General features: G+C 68.1%; 12 protein-coding genes and 2 tRNA genes. 6 read left to right on the top strand and 8 right to left on the bottom strand.

Features of this window, described 5'->3' with window-relative positions; all coding sequences use genetic code 11:
* Window positions 1-157 precede the first annotated feature (157 nt).
* From OK349_RS01630 to OK349_RS01620, 3 genes are all read left to right on the top strand, one after another.
* Window positions 158-1,516 (top strand): M28 family peptidase, encoded by a 1,359-nt coding sequence (locus tag OK349_RS01630; RefSeq protein WP_265116091.1) that lies wholly within the window; start codon window positions 158-160, stop codon window positions 1,514-1,516.
* Between the two features lie 141 nt (window positions 1,517-1,657).
* Window positions 1,658-1,885 carry a hypothetical protein gene (locus OK349_RS01625; protein WP_265116090.1) on the top strand — a complete coding sequence of 76 codons (228 nt, stop codon included), beginning with the start codon at window positions 1,658-1,660 and terminating at the stop codon, window positions 1,883-1,885.
* A 263-nt stretch (window positions 1,886-2,148) separates the two neighbouring features.
* Window positions 2,149-2,484, top strand: a complete 336-nt coding sequence (locus OK349_RS01620) for a UrcA family protein (protein WP_265116089.1) — start codon at window positions 2,149-2,151, stop codon at window positions 2,482-2,484.
* A gap of 46 nt (window positions 2,485-2,530) precedes the next feature.
* Here OK349_RS01620 and OK349_RS01615 read toward each other — a convergent pair whose 3' ends face one another.
* The 6 genes from OK349_RS01615 to OK349_RS01590 all read right to left on the bottom strand — a co-directional run bounded on the left by OK349_RS01615 (window position 2,531) and on the right by OK349_RS01590 (window position 7,651).
* Window positions 2,531-3,271: a LytR/AlgR family response regulator transcription factor gene (locus OK349_RS01615; protein ID WP_265116088.1), complete on the bottom strand. Its 741-nt coding sequence runs from the start codon at window positions 3,269-3,271 to the stop codon at window positions 2,531-2,533.
* Window positions 3,261-4,379: a sensor histidine kinase gene (locus tag OK349_RS01610; protein ID WP_265116087.1), complete on the bottom strand. Its 1,119-nt coding sequence runs from the start codon at window positions 4,377-4,379 to the stop codon at window positions 3,261-3,263. Before OK349_RS01610 ends, OK349_RS01615 begins: the two co-directional genes overlap by 11 nt.
* A 96-nt stretch (window positions 4,380-4,475) precedes the next feature.
* Window positions 4,476-4,552, bottom strand: a tRNA-Pro gene (locus tag OK349_RS01605).
* Between the two features lie 144 nt (window positions 4,553-4,696).
* Window positions 4,697-4,773: transfer RNA gene (locus tag OK349_RS01600), tRNA-Ile, on the bottom strand.
* 16 nt (window positions 4,774-4,789) lie between these two features.
* On the bottom strand, window positions 4,790-5,836 hold the full coding sequence (locus tag OK349_RS01595) for a polysaccharide deacetylase family protein (protein WP_265116086.1): 1,047 nt from the start codon (window positions 5,834-5,836) through the stop codon (window positions 4,790-4,792).
* Window positions 5,837-5,851: 15 nt separating this feature from the next.
* Window positions 5,852-7,651, bottom strand: a complete 1,800-nt coding sequence (locus OK349_RS01590; RefSeq protein ID WP_265116085.1) for a sensor histidine kinase — start codon at window positions 7,649-7,651, stop codon at window positions 5,852-5,854.
* A gap of 180 nt (window positions 7,652-7,831) precedes the next feature.
* Between OK349_RS01590 and OK349_RS01585 the strand changes: the two genes are divergently transcribed.
* Window positions 7,832-8,296 carry an Lrp/AsnC family transcriptional regulator gene (locus OK349_RS01585; protein WP_265116084.1) on the top strand — a complete coding sequence of 155 codons (465 nt, stop codon included), beginning with the start codon at window positions 7,832-7,834 and terminating at the stop codon, window positions 8,294-8,296.
* A 54-nt stretch (window positions 8,297-8,350) separates the two neighbouring features.
* On the opposite strand, the gene OK349_RS01580 is transcribed toward OK349_RS01585, so the two are convergent.
* Window positions 8,351-9,610: a tetratricopeptide repeat protein gene (locus tag OK349_RS01580; protein ID WP_265116083.1), complete on the bottom strand. Its 1,260-nt coding sequence runs from the start codon at window positions 9,608-9,610 to the stop codon at window positions 8,351-8,353.
* A gap of 270 nt (window positions 9,611-9,880) precedes the next feature.
* On the opposite strand from OK349_RS01580, the gene gyrA reads away from it, so the two are divergent.
* A complete protein-coding gene (gyrA, locus tag OK349_RS01575; RefSeq protein WP_265116082.1) occupies window positions 9,881-12,646 on the top strand; it encodes a DNA gyrase subunit A in 2,766 nt (921 codons plus the stop codon).
* Window positions 12,643-12,990: a DUF952 domain-containing protein gene (locus OK349_RS01570; RefSeq protein WP_265116081.1), complete on the top strand. Its 348-nt coding sequence runs from the start codon at window positions 12,643-12,645 to the stop codon at window positions 12,988-12,990. Before gyrA ends, OK349_RS01570 begins: the two co-directional genes overlap by 4 nt.
* Here OK349_RS01570 and OK349_RS01565 read toward each other — a convergent pair.
* A complete protein-coding gene (locus tag OK349_RS01565; RefSeq protein WP_265116080.1) occupies window positions 12,987-13,379 on the bottom strand; it encodes a GFA family protein in 393 nt (130 codons plus the stop codon). The two genes, OK349_RS01570 and OK349_RS01565, sit on opposite strands and share 4 nt — an antisense overlap.

Genomic DNA, 13,379 nt, shown 5'->3' with positions numbered 1-13,379 from the left:
CGATAGCTTTGAGGTCAGGAAGTTTGGCCGCGCATGTAGCGATGGCCATGGCGAATGGCAAACATGCCGCTCGTCGAAAAGCGCGCAACGCCGGGTTGCCGCGAGCCCCGCCATTCCGTTACGCCTCCCCGCAACAATCTTTCAGCGGAGGACGTGAATGCGCGTGAAGACCCTTGCCCTGGCCACCTGCCTCAGCCTCGCCCTCCCCGCCCTCGCCCAGGCCGACACCGCCGCTCTCCGCGACGCCGCGCTCAAGGACGACATCGCCTGGGACATCACCGAAGGCTTGACCACCGAGATCGGCCCGCGCCTCGCCGGCACCGAGGCCGAAGCGCGCGCACGCGCCTGGGCGGTGAAGAAGCTCGCGGCGCTGGGCTTCAGCAACGTCCGCAACGAGCCGTTCCAGATGAAGACCTGGGTGCGCGGCGAGGAGACGCTCGAGGTCCTCGCGCCCTTCCCGCAACCGCTGCGCCTCACCGCGCTGGGCAATTCGGGTGCGACCGCTGCCAAGGGGCTTGAGGCGGAGATCGTCTATTTCCCGACCCTCGCCGCGTTGCAGGCCGCACCCGACGGCAGCCTCAAGGGCAAGATCGCGTTCGTCAGCCACAGCATGACGCGCACCCAGGATGGCTCGCAATATGGCGCGTTCGGCGCGGTGCGCCGCTCGGGCCCGGCCACCGCGTCGCGCAAGGGCGCGGCGGCGATCCTGATCCGCTCGGTCGGCACCGACTATCACCGCAATCCGCACGCTGGCGGCACCAACTTCCCCGAGGGAGTCGCGGCGATCCCGGCCGCCGCGCTGTCGCTCCCCGACGCCGAGCAGCTCGAGCGCATCCTCAAGCGCGGCCAGCCGGTGAAGGTCAAGCTCACCCTCACCCCGCGCCAGATCGGCACCACCGAATCGGGCAATGTCATCGCCGAAGTGCCCGGCAGCGATCCCGCCGCGGGCCTGGTGGTCGTCGCCTGCCACCTCGACAGCTGGGATCTCGGCACCGGCGCGTTCGATGACGGCGCGGGCTGCGGCATCGTTGCCGCCGCTGCCAAGCGAATCATGGACGCCGGCCGGCCGCGCCGCACGATCCGCGTCCTGTGGGCCGGGGCGGAGGAAGTCGGCGTGTTCGGCGGCAGCGCCTATTTCAAGGCGCACAAGGCCGAGAAGCACGCGCTCGCCGCCGAATCGGACTTCGGCGCCGACCGCATCTGGCGGGTCGACTTCAAGCTTCCCGACAGCGCCAAGCCGCTCGGCGACCGCGTGGCCGCCGCCCTCGCGCCACTCGGCGTCAGCCGCGGCCAGCAGCGCGCCTCGGGCGGCGCCGACGTGTCCGACCTGATCGCCTCGGGCGTTGCCGGAATCGACCTGCAGCAGGACGGCACGCGCTATTTCGACCTGCACCACACGCCCGATGACACGCTCGACAAGATCGATCCCGCGCAGCTTCGCCAGAACGTTGCGGCGTGGACGGCGATGCTCGCCGAGGTGGCAAATGCGCCCGAAGAGATCGGTCCGGCGCAATGACGCGGCGCATCATTTCGGTGCGCCGACAACCTTGCTGTCAGATGAATTCCCATTGACGGCGGCGTAACGGGCGTTATTCCGACTAACTCGCACGGCAATCGGGCCGGGGCGAACCGAATAATTTTGCTTGGGAGCAAACGAATGAAGAAGGTCCTCATCGTCGCTGCCGCGACCGGCCTGATGTCGCTCGCCGCCTGCGAGAGCACGCCCGCCGCCAACAACACTGCCGAGAACGTCGCCGAGGCGCTCGAAGACACCGCCGACAACCTCGAGCTGGCCGCCGACAACGCGACCAACGAAGTCGCCGAGGGCGCCCTCGAGAACGCTGCCGACACGCTCGACAACGCGGCTGCGAACATCGCCGAGTAATCGGACCCGTTCTTCCTGGACCCGATCGGGTCCGGTCGAATCGAAAGGGCGTCCCTCCGGGGCGCCCTTTTTTCGTGGCGCGATGTTCGCTCCCTCGCGCCGGACCGATCGTTCGTCGTCGACGATCGGTCGTTGGTCGAGCCGAACGGTTCCGGTGGAAGCGGCGAACGCGCTGGTCGAGCGCCGATAGCTGGCGCCGCCGCCGGGGCGTAGCGGAAGAGTGCGTTCGCTAGACGACGCACCCCGCAACCCCGGAGTGAACCATGTTGTCCAATCTCGCCCGCGCGGCCGCAATCGCCGCTGCGCTCCTCGCCGCAGTCCCGGCATTCGCCGGCGGTGAGAAGGCCGTCCAGGTCTCCTACGCCGATCTCAATCTTGCCAGCGCGCACGGCAAGGCCACGTTCGATCGCCGCCTCAAGCAGGCCGCGCAGCGCGTGTGCGGTCCGGCTCCGCAGATGGAGGTGGTGCGGATCGCCGCCAACAACCGCTGCGTCACCGCCACGCTCGAATCGATCGCTCCCGCCATCGAACTCGCCCACCGCAACGCCGCCAACCGGCAGCTCGCGGCGCGGGACATGAGTGTCACTGTAGCACCCTGACGCTCATCCTCACTGCCCCGCCCGCCGGAGGGACCGGCGGGCGGGGTCATTTCGCCATGATGGCCTTGGCCGCGGCCTGATAGGTGCGGCCGATCCGCACCAGTTCGCCGTCGCCGAGCTCGGCGTGCCAGACGCCGAGGCCATCGTGGCGCAGTTTCACGATGCGGTCCTTGCGCACGATCGTCGAACGATGCAGCCGCAGGAACCGGTCAGGGTCCAGCCGCCGCTCGAGCTCGCTGATCGTCTGGTGGATCAGATAGCTTCGGCCGCCCACACTCAGGCGCATATAGTCGCGCTCGGCATCGATCCGCTCGATGTCGTCGGCGCTCACGCGCACCATCTCCGAGCGGTGCGGCACCCAGAATTCCTCGATCCAGCGCGAGCTCGCCGCGTGCGGCTCGGTGCGCGGACGTCCGGCGGCCTCCAGCGCGCGGCCGACCGCGCGGACCAGCCGCTCGGCGCTCACCGGCTTCAGCACATAGTCCACCGCCGCGACGTCGAACGCGGCAACGGCATGCTGCTCGAACGCGGTGCAGAAGATCACCGCCGGGTGGCACGCGGCGGCGCCGAGCGCGGCGGCCACGGCGATCCCGTCGCGATGCGGCATCGCGATATCGAGCAGCACCAGATCGGGTTTCAGCGCCTCGATCAGGCGCAACGCCGCCTCGCCGTCGCTCGCCGTGCCGATCAGGTCGATCTCGGGAATGCCCGCGCACAGAATCTGCATCCGCTCGACCGCGAGCGGCTCGTCGTCGACGATCAGCGTACGCAGCCGCTCAGCAGCCATTGTACACCAGCGGCAGCCTGAGCGTCGCCGCGAAGCCGCCCTCCGGGCGCTTGCCGGCGGTCAGCGTCGCGGCCTCCCCGAACCGGGCGGTCAGCCGGTCGCGCACGTTGCGCAGCCCGACGCCGGTGCCGTTCTGCGCCTTCGCGCCGTCGCCATCGTCGCTGACCGTCACCTCGAGCATCTCGCCGACCACCTTCGCAGAGACGCAAATCTGCACCGGCCGCCGCGCGGGCGCCACGCCATATTTGATCGCATTCTCGATCAGCGGCTGCAGGATCAGGCCAGGCACACAGGCATTGGCCGCGGCGGGATCGATCTCGAACGACGGCTTCAGGCGCTCGGGAAAGCGCACCGCCTCGATCTCCAGATAGAGTTTCTGCACCGCGATCTCGTCGGCCAGCGGCACGTCCTCGGTCGGCTCGGCGGCCAGACTGGTGCGGAAGAAGGTGGAGAGGTTGAGGATCATCGCTTCGGCGTCCTCGCGTTTGCCCGACATGACCAGCGAGGAGATCGAGTTCAGCGTGTTGAACAGGAAATGCGGATTGACCTGGTAGCGCAGCGCCCGGATCTCCGCCGTCTGTGTCGCGGCGCGCAGCCGCGCAGCCTCGCGCTCCGACGCGCGTACCGCCCCGGCATAGGACAAAGCGAGGTAGAAGACCGACCAGGAGAGGAAGAAGAAATACCAGCTGAGCGCATTCTCCGCGATCAGGTGCGCGGGTCCGTCCTGTTTCTTTTCATCCTCCTGCTCCCGGGCCGCCCGCTCCATCTCCGCGGGCTTGGGGTCGACGACATAGAAGGACAGATAGTTGACCGTCGAATAGGCGGTCGCGGTGATGGCGGAAAACAGGAATGCGGCCACGACGCGGACGCGCAGCGTATGAAGGCAGAGCAGCCGCAGCGCGCGGTAGAGCAGATAGGTGAAGCCAATGCCGAACAGCGACACCCAGGCCCGGTTGTCGAGCATGTGCCAAGCGCCCGGATAGTCCATGATCCACGAGCGCAGCGTGATGCTGACGTAATAGAAGATCCAGAATCCGAGGATCGACAGCATCGCGACGCGCGGCGGCACCGTGAACGGGGCGGACTGTAAATTGTTCGCGCTGGGCATTTGAGACCGTAACGCAATGGTTGCTGAAGAAACCATGTGCCTTCATGCCATTGATCGACCGCCATCGCACGCTTGTCGAAAGCCGGCATCGAAAGATGGTCGGGGAGACAGGATTCGAACCTGCGACCCTCTGCTCCCAAAGCAGATGCGCTACCAGGCTGCGCTACTCCCCGACGCGGGTGCGGTTAGGCGTTTCAGCCTCACTGCACAAGGCCCCGCCGCGGCAGAACCGCGTCGTCAGTCGGCGCTCGCCGCGCCGCTGGCCGGGCGCGCCCGAAGCTGGCGATAGCTACGCTATCGCGGCGCCGGCGCGCCGCTGGTGGGCCCGGCAGGACTTGAACCCGCAACCTAGCCGTTATGAGCGGCCAGCTCTAACCAATTGAGCTACAGGCCCCCAGCGGTTCCCGCGATTAGGGGCGAACGCCGCCCCGGGCAAGCGCCGCGCGATCGAGCGCCGCCAGGATCTCGTCATGCGACGCCGGCGCGATGCCGAGCCTGGCGAGCAGCCCGAACGCCGCCTCCCACCAGTGGTGGAACGCGCGCAGATCCGCCGCATCGCGGACATAGGGGGTGTAGCCCGGCGCGGCCGAGGGCGAGTGATAGGAGAAGAGGAGCATCCGCACCCCCTCCCCCGCCGCCACACGGATCGCCTCCAGCGCCAGCTCCAGCGGCATCTCCTCCGGGGTCAGAGCCACGCGCGCGAGCAGCCCGAGCCGCGCCGCGATCCCGCGCCCCTTGGGCAAGTGCCCCAGCGCGCCGTACAGCCCGACGCCGCCGCTCCGCGCCGCGCCGGTATAGACGGTGGTAAGCGGAAGCTCGGCGAGCCCGCCCTCCCCCGTCCAGAAGCCATGATTGCCCACCGCGGTGAAGTCCGGCCCGCCCTCGGCCGAATAATCATAGCCCGAGCGCATCGATGTATCGACGCGATAACCCTCCGCCGCCAGCAGCGACAGCGAGCTCGGCCCGATCCCGTAGCGGCCGGCGCGGAACATCACCGGGCGCCGGCCGAATGCTGCCGCGATCGCGCCGGTCAGCATCGCGAGCTTCGCCGCCTCCAGCTCGCGCGGCAGATTGCCGACGAAGCTGTTGCGCGGGGTCACGATCTCCTCGAACGGCGGATTGACCCACGGATGGAGCTGTGTGCCGATCGCCGATCGCCCGTCGGCGAGCAGCTCGCGCAGGATGTCGACTGACATCGGGCAGGTCACGACCGGGTGGTCGACCATATAGCTCGCCGGCACGTCATGCGCTGCGAACAGCCGGTGCACCTCGGGCAGGGCGCGCATCGCCTGCGTCGCGCGATTCTCGCGCCGCAGCGGTTGCGTCCAGTCGAATTCCTCCTCGGTATCGACGAACACGGTGAAGCGCGTGCCGAAGTCCTCGGGCCACGCGATCTCGGCCTCGCGCGCGGGCGCGGGCAGGCGATATCCCACCGGCGGCATGATCTGTTGTTCCATCCCCATCGGAATGGCCTAGCGCACTTGCTCCAAAGACTTGGTTACCGCCGCAGGTAGCCGGATCGTCAGCGTCTCCGCCTCGACGATCAGTGCGCCCGACAGCTCGCGCGCGAGGTTGCGGATCAGGCGCAGCGCGAAGCCGGTGCCGAGCAGCGCCGCCTCGTCCCCCTCGTCGTCGATCGTGAAGATCGCCTCGCCGGGATAGGCCGCGAACGCGCGCGGACGATCGAAGGCGATCGCGACCGAATCGCCGGTTTCGGCAAAGGCGACGCCGATCCCCTCGCCCTCTCCGGCAGCCGAGAGCAACGTCGCGAGCATACGTGAGAGCAATCGCTCGATCGCCCGCGCATCCCCGCGCACCACCGGATCGCCATCGGGCAGCGCCAGCAAAGCACCGCGCAGCGCGGCAAGCCCCGCCAGCTCCTCGCCGATCCGCGCGAGCAGCGGCTGCAGCGCGACCTCGCCCGGATAGAGGCGCAGCGCCAGGGCGTCGATCCGCGCCGCGATGTCGAGATCGTCGATCGCCGCGAGCAGCGCGCGCGCGTGGTCGCGGATCGTGCGCGCCCGTTCGCGATAGACCAGCGGCGCCTCGCCCAGAATCTCGCGCTCGATCAGCTCGGCAAAGCCCGCGATGGCGTTGGTCGGAGTGCGCAGCTCGTGCATCAATTGGCGCAGCGAATCGGCCTTCCTGCTCCCGCTTCCCGCAGCGGCGGCGGTCTCGTCGCGGCGCGGACGCCGGGCGGTGCCGCGATAGCCCGAAAAGCGCCCGGTCGCCGGGTCGAAGGCGGCGCTACCGGAGATCCGCCAGTCGCCCGCCGCATCGCTCTCCCCCGCGACGAACAATCGCGCGCCGGCAAAACTCGCGCGATGGCGGAACGCGCCAGCCACCACGCCATCGACGCGCGATCCGCCGCCCGGCGCGGTAATCTCAAGCGACAGCCCGATCAGCGGCGCGCGCGACACCCCGGCGACCCAGGTGATGATCCCCTGCGCATCGGTCTCGAACCGGAAGCCCGCGGCGGGCGCCGGCATGCTCGGCGCTACCGGCTGGTCTGGCTGGCGGGTGTAGAAGGCGTCGATCCGCGCGACGACATCGGCGATCTCGAACGGCCCGCCGACATCGTCCTGCGGCCTTGCAGCGATCGCGTCTTCGCTCGGCATGGGCTGGGTCTGCGCTTCGGCGGACTCCGTGGCAACCGGTGTTGCGACGGTCGGTTCTTCGCCCGTTCCGTTTTGAGGCGTCCCGCTTTGCGTCGATTGAAGCGCCGCCGCGACGACCGGAATACCCAGCGCCGCGACACCCACGGGCACGAAGGTCGAGGATCCTGCCACAACTTGCGCGACCGGCTCCTGCGCATCCGCCTGGGCCGATTCGATCGCCGCGGCGTCCGCCGGGATCACGAAATCCGCGGCGCGATAGCCGTCCAGCGCCTCATTCACGCCCGGCGGCAGGTCGCGGCGTCCGCGCAGCACGCCGCGGCCGGCCGGCGAGAGCCGTGGCAGCAGTTCGATCCACTCATCCGCGCTCAGCTGGGCAGTGCGCAGGATCGGCGCGGCGACAGCGATCTCGTCCACCGCGCATAGTTGGACCAGCGCTGCGGGCGGCTCGGCCAGCTCGAGCGCGCGGGCGCTGGTGATTCGCACCGCGCGCGGCACTTCACCGCGAATCGATTCGAGCAGCGCGATCGCGCGGAAATCGTCGGGAATGCGGCGGCGGCCGATCAGGTCGATGAGCTGGCGCCAGGCCGAGGCCTTGCCGAACGCCGTCGAGACGTCCGCTGCCAGCACCGTTTCCAGGGTATCGTCGAACCGCACCGATCTGTCGTCCCACCCGCCGAGAAGCCGCGCGGTAAGAAAGCCTTAACTGGTGAAATCCCGGCAGGAAACTGCCGATTTTGCGCCGTCGCATTGTGGGACAATTGCGCTTGCGCGTAATTATCTTATGTATACGAGACACAATGCGATCAATTGCTGTCGTGCAAAAGGGGAAGACGAATGGCGTTTGACGAGATCGACCGGCAGATCATGGCGCATCTACAGGCCGATGGCCGGATGACCAACGTCGATCTGGCCGACCGGGTCGGCCTGACCGCGCCGCCCTGCCTGCGCCGCGTCCGCACGCTCGAGGAGAAGGGCGCGATTCGCGGGTATCACGCCGATCTCGATCCGGTGTGGCTGGGCTACACCATCACCGTCTTCGCAATGGTCAGTCTCAAGAGCCAGGCCGAGACCGACCTCGAGGCGTTCGAGGCGCATGTCGCCGAGATCCCCGAGATCCGCGAATGCTATATGCTCAACGGCGACATCGACTTCATCCTCAAGATCGTCGCCAGGGATCTCTCCAGCTTCCAGCAGTTCCTGACGACGCGGCTGACGACCGCGCCCAACGTGGCGCACGTCCGCACCTCGCTCACGATCCGCTCGTCCAAGTCGCTCCCCGGGGTCCCGGTCGAGCCCTGACGCAAAAAGGGGCGGCGCGCCGGCCGCCCCTCTTCGTTTCCGCGCGGCCAGGTCTCAGGCCGCGGGCAGATCCATCCAGGTCGACCAGAAGCGCGCGATGTCGGCGCGCGGGGTGCCGGTGACGGCGCCGAATGCCGTCTTCGCCTCGGCCTTCTGGCCCGACAGCGCCAGCGCGATGCCGAGGCGCGTGTTCACCACATTGGCGTCCACGCTGCCCTTCTGCAGCGCCAGCCGGTACAGCTCGATCGCCTTGGGATAGTTGCGCTGGCCGAGATACGCGTCGGCCGTCTGCATCGCGACGCTGCCGTTGGCCGCAGCCGCTGCCTTCTTCTCCTCGCCGGCCAGCGAGACTTCCGCCTTTTCCTGCTTGTCTGCGGTCGTATAGAGCTGGTTGATCTGGGTGTTGGTCTTGGTGACCTTGCCGCTCGCGCGACCCTCCTCGATCACCGACTTGACCTCGCCCGGCAGCCCGCGGCGCTGCGCGACATCGGCGTACTGGAGATAATCGTTCTCACCGCCCATCGCCTTGGCCGCGCGCATCAGGCGCAGCACGTCGAGCCGCTGGTCGGGATCGAGCGTGACGCCCTTGGCCTGGATCTGCTCGAGATAGATGAGCAGCGACGAGCGCCAAGCGTCGGGGCCGGGATAGGCGGCGATCTGCTTGTTGATCCAGAGCGCAGCGGCATCCTTGTTGCCCGAGCGGTAGAGCTCGGACACCGCAATCTTGTACCAGTTCTCCGGCGCCTTCTGGCCGGCCGCTTCGCGCGCCTTGATCGCTTCGTCGAGCGAGGCGACGCCGCCGTTCACATCCTTGGTCTGGAGCTGCGCCACCGCACGCTGCAGCGGCAGATCGGGCTGGTTGGAGCCGAGTTCGCGCGCCTTGGCATAGTGCGGCAGCGCCTCGGCATATTTCTTGTCCTGCGCCAGCAGCTGGCCGCGCAGGAAGTGGAGGTTGCCGAGGTCCGGGCCGGCGATCTTGCCGCTCGCGATCAGCGTGTCGAGCGCGGCGCCGCGGCCGGTGTTGCTCTTCTTCTTGGTTTCGAGATCGTAGCGCATCCGCGCCGCGAGGAATTTCTCGTCAGGATTGACGGCGAGCGCCTCGAGCGCGGCGAGCTTCGTTTCCTCAAGCGCCAGGTCGGTGCCTTTGGCGGCCTCCTGTGCCTCGACCGCGGCCTTGCGGTAGTTGGCGCTCATCTTGAGCTGCGCGGCTTCTTCCTTTTCCTTCTTCTGCGCCGCGGCCGGGGCGGTGGCGAAGAGGACGGGCATGCCGAGAACGATCGCCGCGGACAGCGCGACTTTCGAGACAGACTTCATTCAGGACTCTCCTTACGCAGGGGGTCAGCGTAGCAAAAAGGGGCGCAACCGCTCTAGTAATCCGCCTCGCCGGGTCAAGGCGCAGTGCGTCGTTTTGCCCCTCGCATCGGCTCGCTGAACGCATATTGAACGTCTTGGCTCCATCGGAGCACGTCACGCCACCCACGCGCGCACGCGTACGCGCGTGTGCATGCGCGCGGGGTTGGCAGGTGGTCCCCGCCCCGCTAGAGCGGTCACAACTCTGAAACAACCCTTCGAAAGCACCAGCACTTGACCGACGAGACCGTCCTCGCGGACCCTTCCGATATCACCCCCATCTCGATCGTCGACGAGATGAAGACCTCGTACCTCGATTACGCGATGAGCGTGATCGTGGCGCGCGCCCTGCCCGACGTCCGCGACGGCCTGAAGCCGGTTCACCGCCGAATCCTCTATGCGGCGCAGGAGGGCGGCTATCTTCCCGGCCGCGCCTATCGCAAGTCGGCCCGCCTGGTCGGTGACGTGATGGGTAAATATCACCCGCACGGCGACAGCTCGATCTATGACGCGATGGCGCGCATGGCCCAGGATTGGGCGATGCGGGTGCCGCTGATCGACGGCCAAGGCAATTTCGGTTCGATGGATCCCGATCCGCCCGCGGCGATGCGCTATACCGAGGCGCGCCTCGCCAAGGTCGCGATGTCGCTGCTCGACGACATCGACAAGGACACGGTCGACTTCCAGGACAATTACGACGGCTCCGAGAGCGAGCCCACCGTCCTCCCCGCGCGCTACCCCAATTTGCTGGTCAACGGCGCCGGCGGCATCGCGGTCGGCATGGCGACCAACATCCCGCCGCACAATCTCGGCGAAGTGATCGACGCATGTCTCGCGTACATGGACAATGGCGCGGTCACGGTCGAGGAGCTGATGGAGATCGTGCCGGGGCCGGATTTCCCCACCGGCGCGCTGATTCTCGGCCGTTCGGGCTGCCGCAGCGCCTATCAGACCGGGCGCGGCTCGATCATCGTGCGCAGCCGCCACAGCTTCGAGCAGCGTGGCGAGCGCCGCTCGATCGTGCTCACCGAGATTCCCTATCAGCAGGGCAAGAACGCGCTGGTCGAGAAGATCGCCGAAGCCGCCAAGGAGAAGCGAGTCGACGGCGTCAGTGACATCCGCGACGAGTCGAGCCGCGAGGGCGTGCGCATCGTCATCGACCTGAAGCGCGACGCAACCCCTGAGGTCGTGCTCAACCAGATCTGGCGCAACACCCCGGCGCAGTCGAGCTTCCCCGCCAACATGCTCGCGATCCGCGGCGGCCGCCCCGAGCTGCTCAACCTGCGCGACATCGTCGAGGCGTTCGTCAAGTTCCGCGAACAGGTCATCACCCGCCGCTCGAAGTTCGAGCTCGCCAAGGCGCGCGACCGTGCGCACATCTTGCTCGGCCTGGTCATCGCGGTGACCAACCTCGACGAGGTGGTGCGCATCATCCGCAGCTCGTCGAGCCCGGTGGCGGCGCGCGAGGCGCTCCTCATGCGCGAATGGCCGATCGCCGAGATTGCGCCGTACATCCGCCTCGTCGAAGCGGTCGAGACCGAGGTGTCGGGCGACAGCTATCGCCTCTCCGACCTCCAGGTCCGCGCGATCCTCGACCTGCGCCTGCACCGCCTCACCGCGCTCGGCCGCGACGAGATCGGCGACGAGCTGCGCGAGCTGGCCGATTCGATCGCCGATCTGCTCGAGATCCTCGCCAACCGCGCCAAGCTCTACGAAGTGCTGCGCGAGGAGCTGGTCGCCGTCCGCGACCAATACGCCACCCCGCGCCGCACCGAGATCGCCGCCGCCGCCGACGGGATCGAGGACGAAGACCTGATCGAGCGCGAGGACATGGTCGTGACCGTCACGGTCCAGGGCTATATCAAACGCACCAGCCTCGACACCTTCCGCGCGCAGGGCCGCGGCGGCAAGGGCCGCGCCGGCATGGCGACCAAGGACGAGGATGCGGTCACCGAGCTGTTCGTGACCTCGACCCACACGCCGGTGCTGTTCTTCTCGACGCTGGGCAAGGTCTATCGCATGAAGGTGTGGCGCCTGCCCGAGGGCGGCGCCAACACCCGCGGCCGCCCGATGATCAACCTGCTCCCGCTCGCCGCGGGCGAGACGATCTCGACCGTGCTCCCGCTGCCCGAGGACGAGGCGGAATGGGGCAAGCTCCACGTCATGTTCGCGACCGCCAGAGGCTCGGTGCGCCGCAACTCGATGGATGCGTTCACCAACGTCCCCTCGAACGGCAAGATCGCGATGAAGTTCGAAGGCGAGGACGAGGACGACCGGCTGATCGGCGTGGCGCTGCTCGACGAGGCCGACGACGTGCTGCTCGCCACGCGCCAGGGCAAGGCGATCCGCTTCCCGGGCGACGATGTGCGCGAATTCCAGAGCCGCAACTCCACCGGCGTGCGCGGCATGCGCCTCGGAAAGGACGATGAGGTCATCTCGCTCTCGATCCTCCACCGCGCCGGCATCACCGACCAGGACGAGCGCGAGGACTACCTCCGCCACGCGCCGTGGAAGGGCGAGGATACCGAGGGCACCCGCCAGCCACGGCGGATGGACGACGCGCGCTATGAAGAGCTCAAGGACCGCGAGCAGTTCATCCTCACCGTCTGCGCCAATGGCTATGGCAAGCTCTCGTCGGCCTATGAGTATCGCCGCACCGGCCGCGGCGGCCAGGGCATCACCAACATCGACAACATCGCCCGCAACGGCCTGGTCGTCGCGAGCTTCCCGGCGACCAAGGGGCACCAGCTGATGCTGGTCACCGATCAGGCCAAGATGATCCGCATGTCCTTGGGCGACCTGCGCGTGATCGGCCGCGGCTCGGCCGGCGTCCGCCTGTTCAACGTCGCCGACGACGAGCATGTCGTCTCCGCCGCGCGGATCGAGGAGACCGAGGACGAGGCGGAAGTGAACCTCGCCGACGGTCCGGACGTTGGAGAGCCGACGCCCGACGCGACGCCCGGCGAGGACCTGGCCGAGGGGCCTGAAGGAGGCGAATGAAGCCGACCACCGCCTACAAGGTGCTGACCGCCGCGCAGATGCATGCGCTCGAGCATGACGGCAGCTTCGCCGGCGCGCCGGTCGACCTTGCCGACGGCTATATCCACATGTCCGCGCACGCCCAGCTCACTGAGACGGTGGACAAGCATTTCGCCGGACAGGAGGATTTGTGGGTCGCCGCGGTCGACCTCGACGCGCTGGGCGAGGCGGTGAAGTGGGAGGTCTCGCGCGGCGGCGCCGAGTTCCCGCACCTCTACGCCGCGCTCCCGCTCGACGCCGTGATCGCCTACTCGCCGCTGGAACGCGACGCGGACGGCGCGGTCAAATTGCCGGTGACCGGCTAGTCCTCGAAGCGCTCCGTTCCCTCGCGATCCCGCTGATAGTGCCGGCTGAGCGGAAATGGCGGGAGCCAGGTCTCGCGGCGAACGACCCAGCTTTCGTAGGTCGGCGTCAACTGATCGGGCGCATCCAGCGCGCCCAGCGACACTTCCACTTCGTCGCCGCTACGCCCAAACACCGATGAGCCGCAGCGGGGACAGAAGAAGCGGCCGGCATAGTCGCGCGTTTCGCCCTCGATCGTCACCGCGTCCCGCGGGAAGATCGCAGACGCCTCGAACAGTGCCCCGTGATGCTTGCGGCAGTCGAGGCAGTGGCAAATCCCGACACGATAGGGACGCTCCGTCGCCACGAGGCGAACGTCGCCGCACAGGCATCCGCCAGTGAACCGGTCCAT

It is taken from the genome of Sphingomonas sp. BT-65 (genome assembly GCF_026107375.2).
Lineage (GTDB): Bacteria > Pseudomonadota > Alphaproteobacteria > Sphingomonadales > Sphingomonadaceae > Sphingomonas.
Note: the sequence above shows the minus strand (reverse complement) of the source record. Positions and strands in the feature narration are given on the sequence as shown.